Here is a 17,755-nt window from a genome sequence, read left to right as displayed (position 1 = left end):
GCTGAACATCATCAGGCTCGTTTTAACCAACGCGAGAACCAGCGTTTTTCTGCTGGTCGGGCACGTACACCGCAGGCCAGATCGACCAGTTGACGTAATCCCTGCTGGAAAGCGGGAGCCGCAGCCAGATTCAATGCACCGAGCGTCAGGCTCTGTGCCAGCGCGTGCCCTGCGTTCGGCAGCACGACATCAATCTTCCGGCCAGTGAATTGTTCGAACTGATCGCGACTTAACGGCGCCGCCGTGGCAAAACGGCTCTGGTTATGCACCAGCAACAGGCGCTGCCCTTCGCTTTCGTCGCCAATCTCATTCAGCACACGCCGCACATTGCGCGCATCCTGAAGCGTTAATTCCGTTACGATGATGCGCAGATCCGCGTAGGTCAGCACGTCCAGCGCACCAGTCGGGTAGCTGCTGGGCAGATCCCAAATCACCTGATTGAACATGCGACACAGCGCACCGCCGAGATTCAATACGTTATCCACGTCAACCGGAGCCAATTCGCCCAGTTCCGGCTTCTGCGCCAGCAGGTGTAAACGGGTATCCACGCGCAGCATGGCGCGTTGCAGTAACCGGGTATCCAGCTCCTGCGTTTCCAACACCGCCGCCAGCCCTGCATCATCGGTTTGTCCTTGCAGCAGCAACTGGTCGCCGTTACGACGATCAAAATCCACCAGTGCCACAGGTAAATGGCGTTCACCAGACAGCAGGCGACTCAGTCCCATCGCCACGGTACTTGCGCCACTTCCACCGCTGGCACTGACGACGGCAATCGTTCTACCCATACGGGCATATTCCGGCCCCGCCTGTTGGCCTTCACACTTGGCCAGCGTTGTCGCCAGCAGATCCAGCGTGAACGGCTTCACCAGATAGTCCACCACGCCAGCCTGAAGCAGTGCACGGTACAAGCCGACATCCTGCTCTTTGCCCGTGGCAATCACCTGACTCGTCGGGCCGCAAACGCTCAGCAATTCTTCCAGTGCCGGAAGCGGCCAGTGCGCCCCTTCCAGATCCACCAGCAAAATACGTGGCGGTACATTCAGTTCGCACCATTGACGGGCGGCGGCGATGCCACCCGACATCACCGGAACATCCGGCTGCTTCAGGCGAGTAAAGAGATCGCCGATATCGGCCACATCGCGTACGTCATGGGCAAACGCCACCAGCGGCAGCGCCAGTTCTTCACCATCGTTAGGGGTAATTTCACTCATGGAATGTCACGCCCTTAATCTTCTTCAAAGTTAATATCGATGAGCTCTTTCACTTCACCTTTCTGATAGCGTTCAATGCTATTGACCGCCGCCACGCCATCCGCATCATCCAGCGCTTTCGCCTGAATCAGATCGCGTGGCTCAGCGACCATCATCGCCAGATTGTTTTGCGTCGCGCAGCCCAGATAGCCCACCCCGTCAAACGGTTTCACCATCAGTTGATTGGGATCGTTGATCGTACAGCGGGTGGTTTTGACGACCAGCGCCTCAGAGATCACTTCCACATCGCCGTTCTGACCGCTCGCCGTAGAACGGCGCAGCTGTTTCACATTCTGTGGATTGGCACCGGCGTTTCTCAGCACGGTCGCCAGTCGCCCAGCCATCTGTTCGCCGCTCGTACTGTGCGGGATAAGCGTTATCGTCTGTGCGGATAAACGCCCCTGATCCTTCAACATGATATTGAGCTGTTTCAGAGATTCAGGGAGGAAACCCCGTCCGTTCGGCGCAACCAATAGTGGCACCGACACCGATGAAGGCTGGACGGCGATCGGCTCCAGAGAAGGCTGGTTAAAGCGAGCCATGCGCACATCATTGATCGGCTTATTCCATCCGCATCCCACCAGCAGGAAAACGCCGGTAAGCACAGCCACGCGCATGCGTAGTGGGCGGTTCTGAGGGTGATTGCTGTTGATCGTTTTCATATTTATTGCCCCTCGCGGACTCAGTAGAGATAGCCGATAGATGCAGAACGTGGCATGGATGCATCCAGCATTTTCGCCCCTTGCCCCGGCGTCTGAAGCTCACCCGCATTCACAGGTTCAACCACATAAGCGGTCGCGATAATGACCAGCTCCGTTTCTTCCTGACTGGTGGCTTCACTTTCAAACAGGCGACCAAACATCGGAACACTACTCAGCCCCGGAACGCCGTTGATCGTCTGGCTACCCGCACTGCGCAGCATCCCCGCTAAGGCAAAACTCTGTCCGCTGGCCAGTTCCACCGTGGTATCCGCACGACGTACCGTTAAGGCCGGAATACGCGATCCCCCTTCCAACTGTACGGAACCTACTTCCGTGAGTTCACTGACTTCCGGCGCAATGTGCAGGCTGATGCGGTTGGCAGACAGCAGCGTCGGCGTCATGCGCAGAATCACACCGTAAGATTTGTAATCGATGCTGACACTGTTATTGGTAATCAAGACGATGGGCACTTCACCACCCGCAGCAAATGCGGCGGTTTCCCCAGACATCGCCGTCAGATTCGGTTCGGCCAATACCGTTGCCATGCCCTGCTGGTTCATGGCGGTTAACAAGCCGCTCAGTCTGGAGCGGCCGAAGTTCAGGAAGCCCGCATCCGTTGGGTTAGCAAATCTCCCCGTCGTGGCATTAAACAGGTTAAGACGCGAGCCGCTCCCCGCCGTCATGTTGCCACTACCGGTGCTTAACGATGCCGCCCAGTTGAACCCCAGTTCGCTGGTCAACTTGCGGGACACTTCCACCACGCGCACCTGAATGTTGATTTGCGAAGGCGTTTTGATTTTGAGCTGGTTGACTACGTTGCCGGACGTTTCGCTGGAACCAGGCAGTTTTTCGCCACCGCCTCCACCGCCGCCCTGACCACCGCCTACAGACGACTTGATATAAGCCTGAATGCTGTCGATGACACGCTTGGCATCCTGCGGGGTATCAACACTGCCACGCACAATTACGCCGCTGGGAATCGAGGTTTCCAGTTGGATATCCGCACCGGGGAATTCACGCTTCATACGTTCACCCAGCGCTTTCAAATCGTGCTCAGACACCAGCCGAATAGCGTTGATGACATTGCCATTTTCATCCATCGCATAGAGCGTGGTGGTACCGACGCTTTTGGCATAGACAAACAGGTTGCCCGGAGAAGGCAGTTCGAAACTGGCAATATTTGGATCGGCCACCAGCACACTATCCGGCAGCGCGTCGAGGCGTAATAACCGCCCCTGATTCACGGTCAGGTGCACCACGCTGGTTTCAGCCACTTCGGTGACTCCAGCAGCCAGCGTGGTCGCAGGCAATATCATCGTCGTCAGTGTGACAGGCAATACCGCATTAAACAGGCCAGCAGCCAGCAATCGTTTGCACGTACCCCGAAAGTCCGATTTCAAAAACAGCGAAAACATCGTCATTTACTTAATTTCCGTAATGGGCTTCATTGTTTCATGAGCAGCTCGCGGCACCCCGCAGGCTGTCAGATTGCGTATTCGTCCTATCGGGAGGGGAACGTCACCACCTCTTTTTGCGCCGCGCGATAGATTTTCACTTTGTGTTCACCGGATCCTGCCGATAGCACCCCGTAGATATCGGTTGCGCTCGGAACCGTGGTCACATGTGGTCGCCCTGTGGCTGGATCGACCACGTCATCCAGATCGGCACTGCGTAGCGCCAAATGCAGAATGCCCAATTCTTTGGCAACCGCCAGCGCTTCAGCCTGCTGAGGCGTGACTTCTAGCGTAACGGTTTGATAGGTCGCAGGACGAGAACGCACGGCGGACTCACGGCTTTTGGCTGTGGCATCAAGCGATGCACCGTCTTCCATCGCATCAAGACGTGGATATATCGGTGTACCGGTTCTGTCATTCAGCGCTAGTACGCGTAAATCTCGCACGATGGTTTGTGATGCCAGCAGTGGCATCACAACAGGTTGGTTACGGCTTGCAGGTAACTCCGACTGATCGTCTCGTCTCATACTGAGGATAATATCGACACGATCCCCCGGTGAAACTAACCCAGCATTGCTGGCAAGCGCGCTGGTAGGAACCGAAATGGCACGCAGACCTTTACCCAGCACCGCAGCAACAAAACCCGGCTCATTTGGCTTAACCACAACATTACTGCTAAGCCACGATCCTTGCGTTACCGTTTCACGCAGGGTCGCGCCAAGCAGCAGAGACTGATTGTCCTGCCCGCGAACGAAGTTAAACGTACGTGAAACGGGTTCATCCGTGGTCTGCCAGCGTAGCGAGGTAGGATCAATGAAATCACCGGGATGAAGATCTTTCGCGGCCACCAGAACAGCAATTTTTTCCGGTGCCTTAGCCACGACGGGAGGTGGCGCAGGGGGCTCAGATGAGAGATGGCTGCGCACCACTAGCGCAACAATGCCTGCCAGAACGAGTGCGCCTGACAGTACGTATGTAGAGTTCACTTTCATTTCAACTTGCCTACCCTAGCGTGTGTGTCTTAAAGCTGCGACAGAATTAAAACAAGGGAAAAATCAGGACATACATCGCGCCAAATGCGATAGCGACACCGTAAGGTATGCCTTGAGAAAGATCGGCGGGCAACGCGGGTGGCATAGGCAACCGACTCTTGAATATCCGGTTGGTGGTTTGAACGCCCATCGCAACCGCTGTGGGTACGGTATTTAGCAGCGGCAGGCTGAGCGCTAAAACACCGCCAGCCAGCGCCGTCACCATGACGAAAACGATCTGGTGTCCTTGCCCAACCCACAGGCAGAGCACACTAATCAGCTTGACATCTCCAGCCCCTAATCTGCCGGTGAGGAAAAGCAAAAAACCCACAACCAGTACTGCTGCCGCGCCTGGCAGCGCCCAGAGCGTTTTTCGTAGTGCCAACATATCTACCGCACCGGATTGCAGGACGTGTGAAGCGCTGAAGAACAGCCAGCCCAGCAATAAAACCAATACCGCCTGATTCGTAATTTTGCGTACTAACAGGTCGGTACTCATACACCACAGCAAGCACCCCATCAGCAGTACCGTCTGTGGCCAGTGCGCGTAATCCGCCATCTCGCGCTTATTTCGCTGCGCCGGATGTACCGCCGCTGGTGCCCGTACCGGTGATTTGATCGGCAATCTGGGTGAACTTCTCATTCAGCGCTTTCACGAAAATACCGTCGCCGCCGAAAATAGCGCCAATCGCTGCCGCCATTGCCGCCGCAAGAATACCGTATTCGATTGCCGTTACACCGCTCTCGTCACGCAGGAAAGAACGCAGTTTTGCTTTCATATTTTTCATGGGAAGACTCTCTAATCCGCAGGCAAAGGAATCATGGCCTACTCGGAAATTCGGGGGGTGCCATGATGATAATAAGATTAATAATGAGACTTATTATCAAGCGCCGCAAGCAGTAGAACATTAATATTCGTTAATCTTTCCATACGGAAAATTATCAATACAAATCAACAATTAACACATTTCACATTACAGAAAAAATTAATAAATATTCATGCTTTTTGCAGGGATATTCATAAACGTTCAAGAGAAAACGGTCGTGGTAAGTGGGAAAAGATCACTCACCACGCTCGCGAAAAAGAGGATTAGCAGCGATTAAGGCACAGGTAGACATTCAAGCCAGGCTCAGAGGAATCCAGATACAGCTTGCCACCGTGCAGATCGGTGATCGCCTGAACCAGAGATAACCCCAGCCCATAGCCGGACTGAAACCAGGTATCCAATCGCTGAAAGCGCTGTAACGCTTTGGCATGCAGCGCGGGCGGAATGCCCGGGCCGAGATCAGCAACGCTCAGGGCAATCCAACCACGATACAGCGTCACACTCAACGTGATGTATTTTCCCTGCGCCGCGTATTTCAACGCGTTCTCCACCAGATTGGCCAACGCCTGAAACAGCAGCGCCCGGTCGCCAAAGAGCTGAATGCCGGCTTTGATTTCAATCTTCAGGCGACAGCCGCGCTCTTCCGCCAGCGGCTGGTAATATTCGGCAATTTCTTCCAGCAGTTGGCGCGCTTCAATATGTTCAAACTGGTGCACACAGCGTCCGCTTTCGATTTCACCAATACGCATCACGGTACGGAATAACCCAAGGATTTTATGCACCTCGTCCACCGCCAGATTCAACTCATCACGAATGTCGTTATCCAGCCCTGTCCGCTCCGTCAGGTTGAACAAGCGATTTTGCAGATGCGTCAAGGGCGTACGCAGTTCATGCGCGACATGGCTGGAGGTGTTGCGCACCTGTTCCATCAGACGCTCAATGCGTTCCAGATTCTGGTTAATATCGGCACTCAGGCTGTCAAAATCATCGTCGTAAGGCGACAGCGGCATACGTACCTGTTGCTCACCGCTGCTGTAGCGATGCAGCGCCGCGCGGATTTTCTCCACGCTACGCAAGCTGCGTAAGCTGAAATGACGGCTGACAAACAGGCAGAAAAGCAGCACGACAAACAGTCCCGCCCCAGCCACGAGCGGGATCGTCCTCACCCGTTCTAACATGGGCCGAATGTTGTAAGCGGTAAACAACACGCCCCCGTCATCCAACATCACGGACAAACCGATCAGATTGGGATCGTCTGGGCTGGAGATTTCGGCTTTAAGACAGCTGACATCCATCTGGCAATCGGTATGCAACTGCATTTTCAGAGGGTGCATGTTGAGAGGAATTGCGTTTAGAGAATCCGTTCTTAGCGGATGATTGTGATACAGAATATCACCGTGTTTATCCATGACCAGAAACAGCGGTAACTCATCCCCTTTCGCTCGATTATCCTGCCGTAATTGCGTAATCAGGCTATCGGCATTCGTTAAACGCGACTGCATCGAGTAATCATAAATATTACCCAGAATAACTTCGCGGACATGCGTTCTAATCAGCGTTTCACTTAATGAACTGAAGCCGACAATACACATCAGCATCATCAATAAAAACAGAAAAACAATGGTTATTGCCTGACGAAAATTAGAGGTGCATAAAAAACCAGGGTATTGGCTTGCCCCCAGTAATTGCCAGTGTTTTATTTTTATCTGCCAGCGCTGCCCGAGCTTCTTTATTTTTATTTTATTCAGCGTGGCTGCCAACATCAGTTTTGTCCTTATCTACCGCGCCTAATGCGTAGCCCATCGCTCTCAGCGTTTTAATTAATGGACGCGGGAATCCTTTATCAATTTTTGCCCGCAGTTTTGACATATGAACGTCGATCAGATTGGTCTGCGGATCAAAATTGTAGCCCCATACGCGCTCTAACAGCATCGTACGCGTAATCGCCTGACCCGGATTTTCCATTAATATAATCAGTAACTTGATTTCTTTATCGGTTAAATCGATACGCTTGCCGCCGCGCCATGCAACGCGCTGCATACGGTCAAGTTGCAGATCTTCGAAAGTCAGCATCGAAGGGTTTTCAACATGACGTTTACCGCGCCGCGCCATAATATCCAGACGTAATCTAAGCTCATTAAAATTAAAAGGCTTGCCGAGATAATCTTCTGCACCAAGTTCCAGCCCCATCACCCGATCGACATCACGATCCAGTGCCGAAAGCAGCATAATAGGCGGATGACGTGAACCTTGTAATTCACGTAATACCGTAAATCCATCCATGATGGGTAACATTCTGTCTAACAGAACGACATCATAAACTTCATCCTTGATTGCTTTTAATGCGTGTGCGCCATCGTGCACCATTCGGCAAGAATGGCCGTGGGAATGTAATTTAGACCCCAGCCAATGGCACAGCACAGAATCATCATCAACCACTAATACACGCATAATGTTCCCCTATAAACGTGGCTTATTACCTAATTAATTCAGGGTTAATGTCCGTTTATTTTTATCTGATCCTTCAAACAGCCATTCACCCCACACGATGTTGATACCGTGCGGGCCGTTTTTTGCTTCTCTGATTTTTTTACTTCTCTGCTTTTCACTTATGAGAAAAGTCCTACGGATAATAACAATCATTATCATTTAGTGACAAGCAGTTTACAATCGCCTGACGTCGTTCTTAGACTGGACGCATAAAAAATATCCCCATCGCTTACGCTATGGGGATAGGAAGAAGGGAAAGAAATCAACGCGGTAACGGGGATTATCTCAGCGCGTCTTACTCATTTTCGATCAGGAGCGCTTCCATCAGGTCGAGATCGCGTAGCATTTTTTGTAATGTCTCATTGCTGATTTGCTGCGTGGCACGCAGGTGATACAGCTCCGCACGTTCAGAATTCAGTGCGGTCAGACGAAAACGCCGTTCCAGATTCTCAATCAGCAGGCCGTTTTCAGGATCGTCTTTATCAATGAGCCGTCGACGCAGATTACCGATGACGCGTGCGCTGACTTCTTTCAGCACCTGCTCATCAATGTTTTCCTCTCGATCGGCGGCCAGACGCTCCTCCATTTTGTGCATACTTTTGATCGCCACCTCTGCTACCGCCATACGCGCCATGCGGATTTCTTTGGCATGCGCGGCCTTGTCCGCGACCACCACGCCACGCAGCAGAAACGGCAACGCCAGCACGCCACACAGCAGAGAGAACAAAATAACGCCCGTGGCGATAAACACCAGCTGATAGCGCGATGGGAACGCGGTGCCGTCCGTCAGCAACAGCGGAATAGAGAGCACACCCGCCAGCGTAATCGCCCCCCGCACACCGGCAAAGGACGCGATCCACAGCTCGCGCGTGGAAAATTCAGCAAAGACCATCGGGCGCTTTTTCTGGATGTGCATGCTGTATCTTTTCATCACCCACAGCCAGCTAAAACGCAGCAGCAGCAGAGCACCATAGATAATCACGATATCGGTAAACAGCATCCAGGTTTCAACCGTTGGATCCAGCTCTGCCTGCGTCACTGAGGTTTCCAGAATATCCGGCAATTGCAGACCCAGCATGATGAACACCATGCCGTTAAACACAAATTCCAGCATCGACCACACGCCGTTCGCACGCAAGCGCATTGCAAGCGGTGCGCTACGGATGACGCCCGACTGGCCGATCGTCATCCCCGCCGCTACCGCAGCCAGAATGCCCGATACACCGATATGTTCAGCAATGAGATAAGACGCAAAGGGCAACAGCAGCAGCAGTACAATCTGGGTAGCAGCATCATCACCGCTCCAACGATTGATAGCACGCAGCGATTTACCGAATACCCAGGTCACGCCGACGCCCGCCAGCAGCCCACCCAAGGCCACCTGCATGAATTCCAACGTCGCACCCGAAACGGTAAAGACCATCGTGCCCATCGCAATCGCGACCGCAAATTTCAGCGACACCAGACCGGACGCGTCGTTCATCAACGCTTCGCCCTGCAAAATGCCCATCAGCTTTTTCGGAATACGATCTTCGCCCACGATACCAGATAGCGCGACGGCATCCGTCGGTGACAGCACGGCAGCCAGCGCGAAAGCCGCAATCAGCGGCATGCCCGGTACCATCCAATAGATGAAATAGCCGATGCCCACCACGGTAATCAGCACCAGCACCAGTGCCAGACCAATAATTTCCCGACCATGTTTCAGGAACTCACGCGTAGGCGTTTTCCAGCCATCGGCAAACAGCAGCGGCGGGATGAAAAGCACCATAAACAGCTCGGGATTGAAATCAACGTGTAAACCGAACTGGGGCCAGGCAAGGATGGCACCAAGCGCGATTTGCATTAAAGGCAGAGGGATTTGAAAAGGTAAAATGCGCGTAACTACCCCAGATAAGGATACCACCAGGGTCAAAATAAGAATCGTAAAAAATATTTCCATGCTTTCCTTAGACGTACTCCTAAATCAAAAAATTCTGCCTGTTAGCGAGCAAACTGCCCTTCCATATTTAACGCATTTAGCTCGGTATGAAAATGGATTTTTGGCCGAAATCGAAATTAATAACAAGATTGATTATCACACAAGTAACATCAACCCAACGCCAATAAAAAGGCACATAAAATCGCGTTTGGCGTGGGAAATGGTAAGGAAGGGAAAGAGGAAGAAAAGACGAGGAGTAACAGACCTTCTGGACAACGCCAGAAGGTCTGTAGGAAGGGATTACAGCGCCCAGCCGCCAGCGTAGAACACCACGAGTGCGACAGCGATAATCACAGTGCCGATGTTCAACTTACGCCATTCGCCGGCACAGATGCGGCCTAATACCAGCGCGCCAAAGCCCAGCATGATACCGGTCACGATGTTACAGGTCAGCACGATGAATACGGCGCACACCAGACCAGACATGGCATCCACGAAGTCATCAAAGTTCAGTTTGGAGACGTTGCCCAGCATCAGTAGGCCAACGTACATCAGCGCAGGTGCGGTAGCATAGCCAGGCACCAAATACGCTAACGGAGACACAAACAGCAGCAGCAGGAACAGGACACCGACAACGGTTGCCGTTAAGCCCGTTTTACCACCGGCTGCCGTACCCGCTGCGGATTCGATGTAAACCGCCGCCGGAGATGTCCCGACCAGACTGGAGAAAATGCTGCTCACGGAGTCTGCGGTCAGGGCTTTACCGCCGTTGATGATTTGTCCGTCTTTATCCAACAGGTTTGCCTGTCCGGCAACGGCACGGATCGTACCGGTGGCATCAAACACGGCCGTCATCACCAGCGCCAGTACGCTCGGCAGAACCATCGGCTGCAATGCGCCCATGATGTCCAGACTGAAGATCAGCGACGACCCGTCAGCCGACGTCAGGCTCGGTAAGGCAAAGAAACCGGAATATTTTACATTCGGATCAAAAATCAACCCCAGAATAGAGATAACGATGATCACCAGAAGAATACCGCCCGGTACGCGACGCTTCTCTAAACCGATAGTCGCCGCCAGCCCCAGCAAAGACATAATCACGGGGAAAGAGGTGAAATCACCCAGCGCAACCGGCAGGCCGTCAATCGGGTTTTTTACCACCAGACCCACACCGTTGGCGGCAATAATCAGCAGGAAAAGACCAATACCAATACCTGTACCGTGCGCGACGCCGAGAGGCAGGTTGCGCAAGATCCAGGAGCGGATGCCCGTGACGGAAATGATGGTAAACAGCACGCCCATCAGGAAGATTGCGCCCAGCGCCACAGGAATGCTGATTTGTTGCCCCAGCACCAGACTGAATGCGGTAAATGCTGTCAGAGAAATCGCACAACCAATTGCCATTGGCAGATTGGCCCACAATCCCATCAGCAGCGAGCCCAGCCCGGCAACCAGACAGGTTGCAACGAACACAGCCGCTGGCGGGAAACCCGCCTTGCCCAACATGCTAGGAACCACAATGACCGAGTAAACCATGGCCAGAAACGTTGTCAGACCGGCTAACACTTCCTGACGCACGTTACTGCCGCGCTGTGTAATTTTGAAAAAAGCATCAAGCGTGCCCTGTGGGCCTGCCTGACGGGTGGTGTTTGACATGGTGGTATCCCCTGAAATGCCATTATTATTTAAGATCAATTTGATCGGTTCCCACGGCCTTACTCCGCGAGTACACCAGCATTACTGGTGCACCATGAACCCTATGGCTCCGCACGCAAACGATTAACTCGCTGACTGCAAAACCGGAAAACGTTGCCGTATTAAAACGGGCTGTACTAAAAAACTGGATAAACACTGCCAGACAATGTGAAGCGCACGATTATCCCGCTTCACCTGCGCTTATTTCAACTGCTAATCAAGACAATTTACCTATCTCACGGCAAGGAAGCACTCGGCCAGTACAGGTAATGCTCAAACAGACAACTCGCTGAAAACGCGCCAGTATGAAGAAAAAGCAGAAAAGGTTTTTAGACAGAAATCAAAACAGCGGTTTAGTCCTTACAAACTGATCGTTCATTTTTTTGTGATTAGCATCACAAAAAAGTTGACCACCCATATCAGTACGAGTATTCTTAAAAACGTGAACAGCATCACAGAAAACAAATCAACTAACAACGAGGAAATGACTATGAAACTGCTGAACAAAATCATCGCTATGTTTGAAAACATCAACATCAACTTTGGTACTTTCAACCACTAATTATTTAAGAATCGTGGGGATAAAAAAGATGCGCGTTGTCCGCAAAATCAATCAAATATTAAAAGCGTTGGGCAAAACCTATCGCGGTGTTAACCCCCACGCTATCTTCCGTTAATCGTACTCAGTACGTTAACCACCTAAAATGGCTGCCATCCGGCGGCCATTTTTGTTTCTGGTATACGCTATGCGTCATCACGCGACATACGGGTGATGCTGGCGCCAGTGCTCCGCAATATCCTGACGACGACAAATCCATACGCGATCGTGCTGCTGAATGTAATCAAGAAAACGCTGTAACGCACGGAAACGCCCAGGCCTCCCGAGTAAGCGGCAGTGCATGCCGATCGATAACATTTTGGGTGCCGTTTCCCCTTCTTCATAGAGCACATCGAAACTGTCTTTCAGATAACTAAAAAACTGTTCACCGCTGTTAAACCCCTGCGGTGAGGCAAAACGCATGTCGTTCGCATCAAGGGTATACGGCACGATGAGATGTGGGTGCACATCGCCATTACTTTTTTTCACTGGCATCCAAAACGGAAGATCGTCGCCATAATAGTCGCTGTCATACCAGAAATTGCCTTGTTCGACGACCAACTGACGAGTATGCGGACTATCCCGACCGGTATACCAGCCCAGTGGAGACTTACCGAATAGTGCTGTAAGCACATCGATCGCTTTATCCATGTGTTCACGTTCTGTGTCGATATCCACGTTTTGATAATGAATCCAACGCCAGCCGTGGCTCACCACATCATAGTCCGCCGATTTTATCGCCTCGACAATCGCCGGATTACGTGCCAGCGCCATCGCAACACCAAATACCGTCAGCGGCAAACCGCGCCGCTGGAACTCCTGATGGATACGCCAAAATCCTGCGCGAGAACCATATTCATACAGTGAGTCCATTGACATATGACGATCGGGATAGCTCGCCGCCCCAATAATATCGGACAGAAATTGTTCCGATCCCGCATCGCCATGCAGCACGTTATTTTCCGCACCTTCTTCATAATTCAGCACAAACTGCACCGCGATTCGGGCGTTTCCAGGCCAGTTAGCGTGTGGTGGCTTTCCGGCATAGCCAATGAGATCGCGTGGATAATCACCATCGGTGACGTCAATCAATGCGGCAGATTCTTTTATCATTGTCGTATTTCCTTAACGCAAAGTGCTAAACATGCCGCTCAACGGCTTGGTTACAGGATAATCCAGATCGCCGTGCTTACTGGTCGTCAGCCCCAGTGCCGACAACGATTCAATCAGTTTGACGGCAGCGCTAACGCCATCAATGACCGGTATAGCCAGTTCTTGAGTCAACGCTTGTGCCAGATCGGCCATGCCACCGCAGCCAAGCACAATCGCCCCTACACCATCCTGACGCAGAGATTGTATACAATATTCTCGTACTTTCTTCTGCGCGATACCGCTATCCTGTTCCAACGCCAGAACGGGCAAATCGATCGCATGTAGTGCGGCACAGTGATGCTCAAAGCCATAACGTTGTAATAAATGACGCGCGATAATCACGGTACGCGGCAGCGTGGTAACAATGGAGAAGCGCGTTGCGACTAGCGTTGCCATGTGCATGGCCGCCTCTGCAATCCCAATAACTGGCTTGCTGGCCACCTCACGAGCCGCGAGCAAACCCGGATCGCCAAAACAGGCAATAATATGCCCGTCTACGCCCTGCGCTTTTCCCAGCTTGACCTGATCCAATACACCAACCGCCGCTATCGCTTCATCAAAGTGCCCTTCAATAGAAGGCACCCCCTGAGAAGGCGACACCGCAATAATCTCCGTTCCTGGGGCAGCAACAGCCCGCGCCGCCATCCCGATCGTTTCTGTCATGGCAAGACTCGTATTGGGATTAATTACCTGAATCAACAGCGGTTTCATGCGATCTTCTCCTTAAAATGACCAAACAGGCGGCCAAAGTCAGGCTCGGTATTTTCATCCCGATCAAAACGCAGGCTGGCGACAATATCATCGAAATGTCGCGTCATTGCCTCAGACAACGCCAGCACATCGTGATCCCGCAGTCGTGCGAGGAGATCGTGATGATCGTGACATCGGCATCCTTGCTGCCATGGCGAGCCATAAGCGGCAATAACCAGCGATGAACGTAACGTGAGCTGCGAAACAATCCCGGTTAATACCGTGTTGCCGGAAATCGCCTGTAGCTGAATATGGAAAGCCGCAGACAAACGGATCGCTTCTGCACCGTTTTGATCGGCGTGCGCCCGCTGCTCCGCAAGGATCAACTTATTCAATGCAGCCAGATGAGGAGAGCGGCAGTGAGAAACCACCTCGGGGAGATTGGCGCATTCGATAAAACGGCGCGTTTGAAAAATTTCCCGCGCTTCCTCCACCGAAGGCGTCGATACCTGCGCACCACGCTTGGGCGTTAACGTGACCATTTGCACCACCGCGAGACGCTGCAAGACCTTTCGGATCCCCGTTCTACTCACATCAAACACTTCGGCCAGCGCTTCTTCTGGCAATTTTGTTCCCGGCAACAGCTGATGTTCCACAATGGCATTGAGCAACGCCTGATAAATAACATCATCTTTTTGCTGGGAGAATGGCTCGTTTTCAAGTCCGTACGTGTAGTTCATCTCATCTTCTCGTTGTCACCGCCCCTTCAAATCGTACACACCAAAGATCATTTGTGTATACAAAAAAATGAATTTTGGCCTGATTCATGCAATGTCGTTTTACACACAACGTCATTCATTTAACGACCAGGGTAAAAGGAGCAGATTCCATGCCAGAAAATATCAACACAGGTAATGGTAATGGCAACAGTACGTACAGCCCCAGACTATGTAATGAGGATCTGGCCCCGACCCGCGTTCAGACCTGGTCCTGGTACAATATTTTTTCCTTCTGGATGTCAGATGTGCACAGCATGGGAGGGTATGTCGTCGCCGCCAGCTTTTTCACATTGGGATTAGCAAGCTGGCAGGTGCTGCTGTGTCTTCTGGTGGGGATCTGTATCGTACAGATCTGTGCCAACCTCGTGGCCAAACCGAGCCAAATGAGCGGTGTGCCTTACGCCGTCATTTGCCGTCAGGCATTCGGCGTATTTGGTGCCAATATTCCCGCCGTGATCCGTGGTTTAATCGCCTTTGCGTGGTACGGGATTCAAACCTACCTGGCTGCACATGCTTTGATGCTGGTATTGCTGAAGTTTTATCCGGCTCTCGCTCCCCTGACGCAGAGCCACTGGCTTGGCCTGTCAGCGCTAGGGTGGATTTGCTTTGGCATCATGTGGTTCCTGCAAGCCATGGTGTTTTGGCATGGCATGAACGCGATTAAACGCTTCATCGACTTCGCAGGCCCCGCGGTCTATGTCGTGATGACGCTGCTGGCCGTCTGGATTATTTACCAAACCGGTTGGGAAAATATCTCGTTTACCCTGAGTAGCAAAACACTCACCACCGGCGAACAAACCTGGCAGATGCTCACCGCAACGGCACTCGTCGTTTCCTACTTTTCCGGCCCGCTGTTGAATTTTGGCGATTTCTCTCGCTACGGTAAAAGTATGCAGGAAATCCGCCGCGGCAATCGCTGGGGACTCCCTTTTAATTTCCTGCTCTTTTCCATCATTACCGTCGTTATTGTTTCAGGCACCCAATCACTGTTTGGCCGTATGATTACCGACCCCATCGAAACCGTCACACACATTGGCAGCGGCTTTGCAGTTGCGCTTGGCGTACTGACCATGATCATCGCGACGATAGGGATCAATATCGTCGCCAACTTCGTCTCATCGGCCTTCGATTTCTCAAACTGCTCGCCACAGCGCATCAGTTTCCGCACCGGCGGTATGATCGCCGCGGTCGGTTCTGTGCTGCTCACCCCCTGGAACCTGTTCAACTCACCGGAGCTGATTCACTACACGCTTGATGTGCTCGGCGCCTTTATCGGTCCGCTATTCGGTATTTTGCTGATGGATTTCTACGTGATCAAAGGCGGGAAAGTCTATGTGGACGATCTTTTCGACGCGACGCCGAAAGGACGCTACTGGTATCGAAACGGTTTCAACCCGAATGCACTGATGGCATTGATTCCTGCGGTCGTGATTGGACTGATCATCAGCTTTACCCCGCAATGGCGTGATGCAGCCAACTTCAGTTGGTTTATCGGCGCGTTCCTTTCCGCAGGGTGCTACCGTTATCTGGCACGTCACGAACGTGTCGGCGCAACCTCAAAATCCTTTGTCGCACGTGGCATGCTATTAGGGAAAGAGTAAAGCCAGTAAGCGCCGCTGATATTTTTATATTATGCGGCGCTTCTGCTGTCAGGCGTAAAGCGAGACTTCCCCTATCGGGCGTGTTTTAAAACGACGATGCAGCCAGAGATACTGCTCGGGCGCACGCATGATTTCTTTCTCAATCACCGTGTTCATGTAGCACGCCGCCGCCCGCTCATCGTGATACGGATAATCCTGTAGCTCCGGTTGGATAACCAAGTGGTAACCCGACGCATCCGGCTTACGAATGAGCACCGTCGTCATCATCGCGGGTTTGGCCAGACGGCTGATGGTGAAGGTGCCGCTGGTGGTCGCTGCATTTTTTACCGCAAAGAACGGTGCAAATACGCTCCCTTTAGGGCCGTAATCCTGATCGGGTGCGAACCATACCGCTTCACCCCGCTTCAGCGCCTGCACCATACCGCGCAGATCTTTACGGTCTATCATCGCCTTGTTTGAACGAGAACGTCCCCAGGTTTGCACCATTTCCATCGCTTTATTATTGTGCGGGCGGTACATCGCCATCATTGGCTGACATAACCCCATCGCTCTACCGCCCAATTCCAGCGACATAAAGTGAATGCCAATCACCATCACGCCACGACCTTTTGCCGTAGCCTGCTGCAAATGTTCCAATCCTGAAACATCAAACCAGTGACGGACACGGCGATCGGACCAGAACCACGCCATACCCGTTTCAACCAACGCCATGCCGAGCGACGCGAAATTACTGTCGATCATCGCTTCACGTTCGTCGTCAGAAATCGTGGGAAAACAGAGTTCAAGATTACGCCGGGCAATCGCCACTCGACGTTTTAGAAAGAGACGGGATAAGCGACCCGCTCGGCTGCCGAGTTTCATCAACAACGGATAAGGAAGCTGGACTAATAAAAACAGCACGCCAAGACCGAACCATGTCGTCCAATAGCGCGGATGGAGTAATGCCCTGGTAAATGTTTGCTTAATCTTCATGATGCTCATCTTTAAGTGGCTAACAGCGTATCGCATAACGCATCGTTCTGACGTGCGATATCTATCTTGACACTTATTTATAGGGATCGTTTCAACTGTGTAGAAATTAGGTTTTGACCGTTATCACGCATGAGGTTAAAAAGCAGGATAAACGTGCTGATAACACAGAGGGGATGTTGAACAACCGATGGACGGCTGACGGTGGCACTCATCATACCTGATTCAGGCATAATTAAAGAGTGGTTGCATAAAAAATCTTCTTCAACACCAACGAATCAGCATGAGTGACTAGCCAACAGAGCAAGTGCACTATTATGGTGATAATTTTCACGACATCATACATTTCCCCAAGAAGAAACCCGCCACTAAACAGAATATTATTCTGCTATCTATAACACGCAAACGGTTACTAATATTCGCAACCGTTTGCATACAGAAAGATAACGTTATTTTTTCATTATTTTGAATTTTTGTTGCGCAACAAAATAAAAATCATTTATTTACAATCAGATACCCATCACCACATCGAATCACACACTGGCATGTTCTTTGCAAAATTATTGTCATCTGCGGTAAAAGCCTGGCTCCCCCACA

At 51.9% G+C, this 17,755-nt stretch carries 15 protein-coding genes; 1 reads left to right on the top strand and 14 read right to left on the bottom strand.

Annotated features, from left to right (window positions below):
- Positions 1-11 precede the first annotated feature (11 nt).
- The 13 genes from KKH3_RS02460 to KKH3_RS02400 form a co-directional block, all read right to left on the bottom strand.
- Entirely contained in the window at positions 12-1,211 is a 1,200-nt protein-coding gene (locus tag KKH3_RS02460; RefSeq protein WP_039355459.1) for a CpaE/TadZ family protein, read from the bottom strand.
- 14 nt (positions 1,212-1,225) lie between these two features.
- On the bottom strand, positions 1,226-1,912 hold the full coding sequence (locus tag KKH3_RS02455; protein WP_039355457.1) for a CpaD family pilus assembly protein: 687 nt from the start codon (positions 1,910-1,912) through the stop codon (positions 1,226-1,228).
- Positions 1,913-1,932: 20 nt separating this feature from the next.
- Positions 1,933-3,372 (bottom strand): type II and III secretion system protein family protein, encoded by a 1,440-nt coding sequence (locus KKH3_RS02450; RefSeq protein ID WP_039355455.1) that lies wholly within the window; start codon positions 3,370-3,372, stop codon positions 1,933-1,935.
- Positions 3,373-3,452: 80 nt separating this feature from the next.
- Complete coding sequence (cpaB, locus tag KKH3_RS02445) at positions 3,453-4,397, bottom strand: Flp pilus assembly protein CpaB (protein WP_039355453.1); 945 nt, start codon at positions 4,395-4,397, stop codon at positions 3,453-3,455.
- Positions 4,398-4,443: 46 nt separating this feature from the next.
- The gene (locus tag KKH3_RS02440; protein ID WP_039355451.1) at positions 4,444-4,995 is read right to left on the bottom strand and encodes an A24 family peptidase; all 552 of its coding nucleotides are present in this window, start codon (positions 4,993-4,995) and stop codon (positions 4,444-4,446) included.
- A 7-nt stretch (positions 4,996-5,002) separates the two neighbouring features.
- Positions 5,003-5,224: a Flp family type IVb pilin gene (locus KKH3_RS02435; protein ID WP_010295686.1), complete on the bottom strand. Its 222-nt coding sequence runs from the start codon at positions 5,222-5,224 to the stop codon at positions 5,003-5,005.
- 302 nt (positions 5,225-5,526) lie between these two features.
- On the bottom strand, positions 5,527-7,026 hold the full coding sequence (locus KKH3_RS02430) for a sensor histidine kinase (protein ID WP_039355449.1): 1,500 nt from the start codon (positions 7,024-7,026) through the stop codon (positions 5,527-5,529).
- Positions 7,004-7,714 (bottom strand): response regulator transcription factor, encoded by a 711-nt coding sequence (locus tag KKH3_RS02425; RefSeq protein ID WP_039355448.1) that lies wholly within the window; start codon positions 7,712-7,714, stop codon positions 7,004-7,006. The genes KKH3_RS02430 and KKH3_RS02425 overlap by 23 nt, the downstream gene beginning before the upstream one ends.
- Before the next feature lie 334 nt (positions 7,715-8,048).
- The gene (locus tag KKH3_RS02420; protein WP_039355446.1) at positions 8,049-9,695 is read right to left on the bottom strand and encodes a Na+/H+ antiporter; all 1,647 of its coding nucleotides are present in this window, start codon (positions 9,693-9,695) and stop codon (positions 8,049-8,051) included.
- Positions 9,696-9,974: 279 nt separating this feature from the next.
- Positions 9,975-11,330 carry an NCS2 family permease gene (locus KKH3_RS02415; protein WP_039355443.1) on the bottom strand — a complete coding sequence of 452 codons (1,356 nt, stop codon included), beginning with the start codon at positions 11,328-11,330 and terminating at the stop codon, positions 9,975-9,977.
- Positions 11,331-12,123: 793 nt separating this feature from the next.
- Positions 12,124-13,080, bottom strand: a complete 957-nt coding sequence (gene puuE / locus KKH3_RS02410) for an allantoinase PuuE (RefSeq protein ID WP_039355441.1) — start codon at positions 13,078-13,080, stop codon at positions 12,124-12,126.
- Positions 13,081-13,092: 12 nt separating this feature from the next.
- Positions 13,093-13,830, bottom strand: a complete 738-nt coding sequence (locus tag KKH3_RS02405; RefSeq protein ID WP_039355439.1) for an aspartate/glutamate racemase family protein — start codon at positions 13,828-13,830, stop codon at positions 13,093-13,095.
- Positions 13,827-14,549 (bottom strand): GntR family transcriptional regulator, encoded by a 723-nt coding sequence (locus KKH3_RS02400; RefSeq protein WP_039355437.1) that lies wholly within the window; start codon positions 14,547-14,549, stop codon positions 13,827-13,829. The genes KKH3_RS02405 and KKH3_RS02400 overlap by 4 nt, the downstream gene beginning before the upstream one ends.
- A gap of 149 nt (positions 14,550-14,698) precedes the next feature.
- Here KKH3_RS02400 and KKH3_RS02395 point away from each other — a divergent pair, with 149 nt between their 5' ends.
- Positions 14,699-16,189 (top strand): NCS1 family nucleobase:cation symporter-1, encoded by a 1,491-nt coding sequence (locus tag KKH3_RS02395; RefSeq protein ID WP_039355436.1) that lies wholly within the window; start codon positions 14,699-14,701, stop codon positions 16,187-16,189.
- A gap of 48 nt (positions 16,190-16,237) precedes the next feature.
- Here the strand turns inward: KKH3_RS02395 and lpxP are convergent, their stop codons facing one another.
- The gene (gene lpxP, locus KKH3_RS02390) at positions 16,238-17,161 is read right to left on the bottom strand and encodes a kdo(2)-lipid IV(A) palmitoleoyltransferase (protein ID WP_039362033.1); all 924 of its coding nucleotides are present in this window, start codon (positions 17,159-17,161) and stop codon (positions 16,238-16,240) included.
- Between the last annotated feature and the right edge of the window lie 594 nt (positions 17,162-17,755).

This window comes from Pectobacterium actinidiae (assembly GCF_000803315.1).
Taxonomy (GTDB): domain Bacteria; phylum Pseudomonadota; class Gammaproteobacteria; order Enterobacterales; family Enterobacteriaceae; genus Pectobacterium; species Pectobacterium actinidiae.
Note: the sequence above shows the minus strand (reverse complement) of the source record. Positions and strands in the feature narration are given on the sequence as shown.

Bases quoted from the DNA above. Each gene is read 5' to 3' on its own strand.
- KKH3_RS02460 (WP_039355459.1), bottom strand. From the start codon at position 1,211: ATGAGTGAAATTACCCCTAACGATGGTGAAGAACTGGCGCTGCCGCTG.
- KKH3_RS02455 (WP_039355457.1), bottom strand. From the start codon at position 1,912: ATGAAAACGATCAACAGCAATCACCCTCAGAACCGCCCACTACGCATG.
- KKH3_RS02450 (WP_039355455.1), bottom strand. From the start codon at position 3,372: ATGACGATGTTTTCGCTGTTTTTGAAATCGGACTTTCGGGGTACGTGC.
- cpaB (WP_039355453.1), bottom strand. From the start codon at position 4,397: ATGAAAGTGAACTCTACATACGTACTGTCAGGCGCACTCGTTCTGGCA.
- KKH3_RS02440 (WP_039355451.1), bottom strand. From the start codon at position 4,995: ATGGCGGATTACGCGCACTGGCCACAGACGGTACTGCTGATGGGGTGC.
- KKH3_RS02435 (WP_010295686.1), bottom strand. From the start codon at position 5,224: ATGAAAAATATGAAAGCAAAACTGCGTTCTTTCCTGCGTGACGAGAGC.
- KKH3_RS02430 (WP_039355449.1), bottom strand. From the start codon at position 7,026: ATGTTGGCAGCCACGCTGAATAAAATAAAAATAAAGAAGCTCGGGCAG.
- KKH3_RS02425 (WP_039355448.1), bottom strand. From the start codon at position 7,714: ATGCGTGTATTAGTGGTTGATGATGATTCTGTGCTGTGCCATTGGCTG.
- KKH3_RS02420 (WP_039355446.1), bottom strand. From the start codon at position 9,695: ATGGAAATATTTTTTACGATTCTTATTTTGACCCTGGTGGTATCCTTA.
- KKH3_RS02415 (WP_039355443.1), bottom strand. From the start codon at position 11,330: ATGTCAAACACCACCCGTCAGGCAGGCCCACAGGGCACGCTTGATGCT.
- puuE (WP_039355441.1), bottom strand. From the start codon at position 13,080: ATGATAAAAGAATCTGCCGCATTGATTGACGTCACCGATGGTGATTAT.
- KKH3_RS02405 (WP_039355439.1), bottom strand. From the start codon at position 13,830: ATGAAACCGCTGTTGATTCAGGTAATTAATCCCAATACGAGTCTTGCC.
- KKH3_RS02400 (WP_039355437.1), bottom strand. From the start codon at position 14,549: ATGAACTACACGTACGGACTTGAAAACGAGCCATTCTCCCAGCAAAAA.
- KKH3_RS02395 (WP_039355436.1), top strand. From the start codon at position 14,699: ATGCCAGAAAATATCAACACAGGTAATGGTAATGGCAACAGTACGTAC.
- lpxP (WP_039362033.1), bottom strand. From the start codon at position 17,161: ATGAAGATTAAGCAAACATTTACCAGGGCATTACTCCATCCGCGCTAT.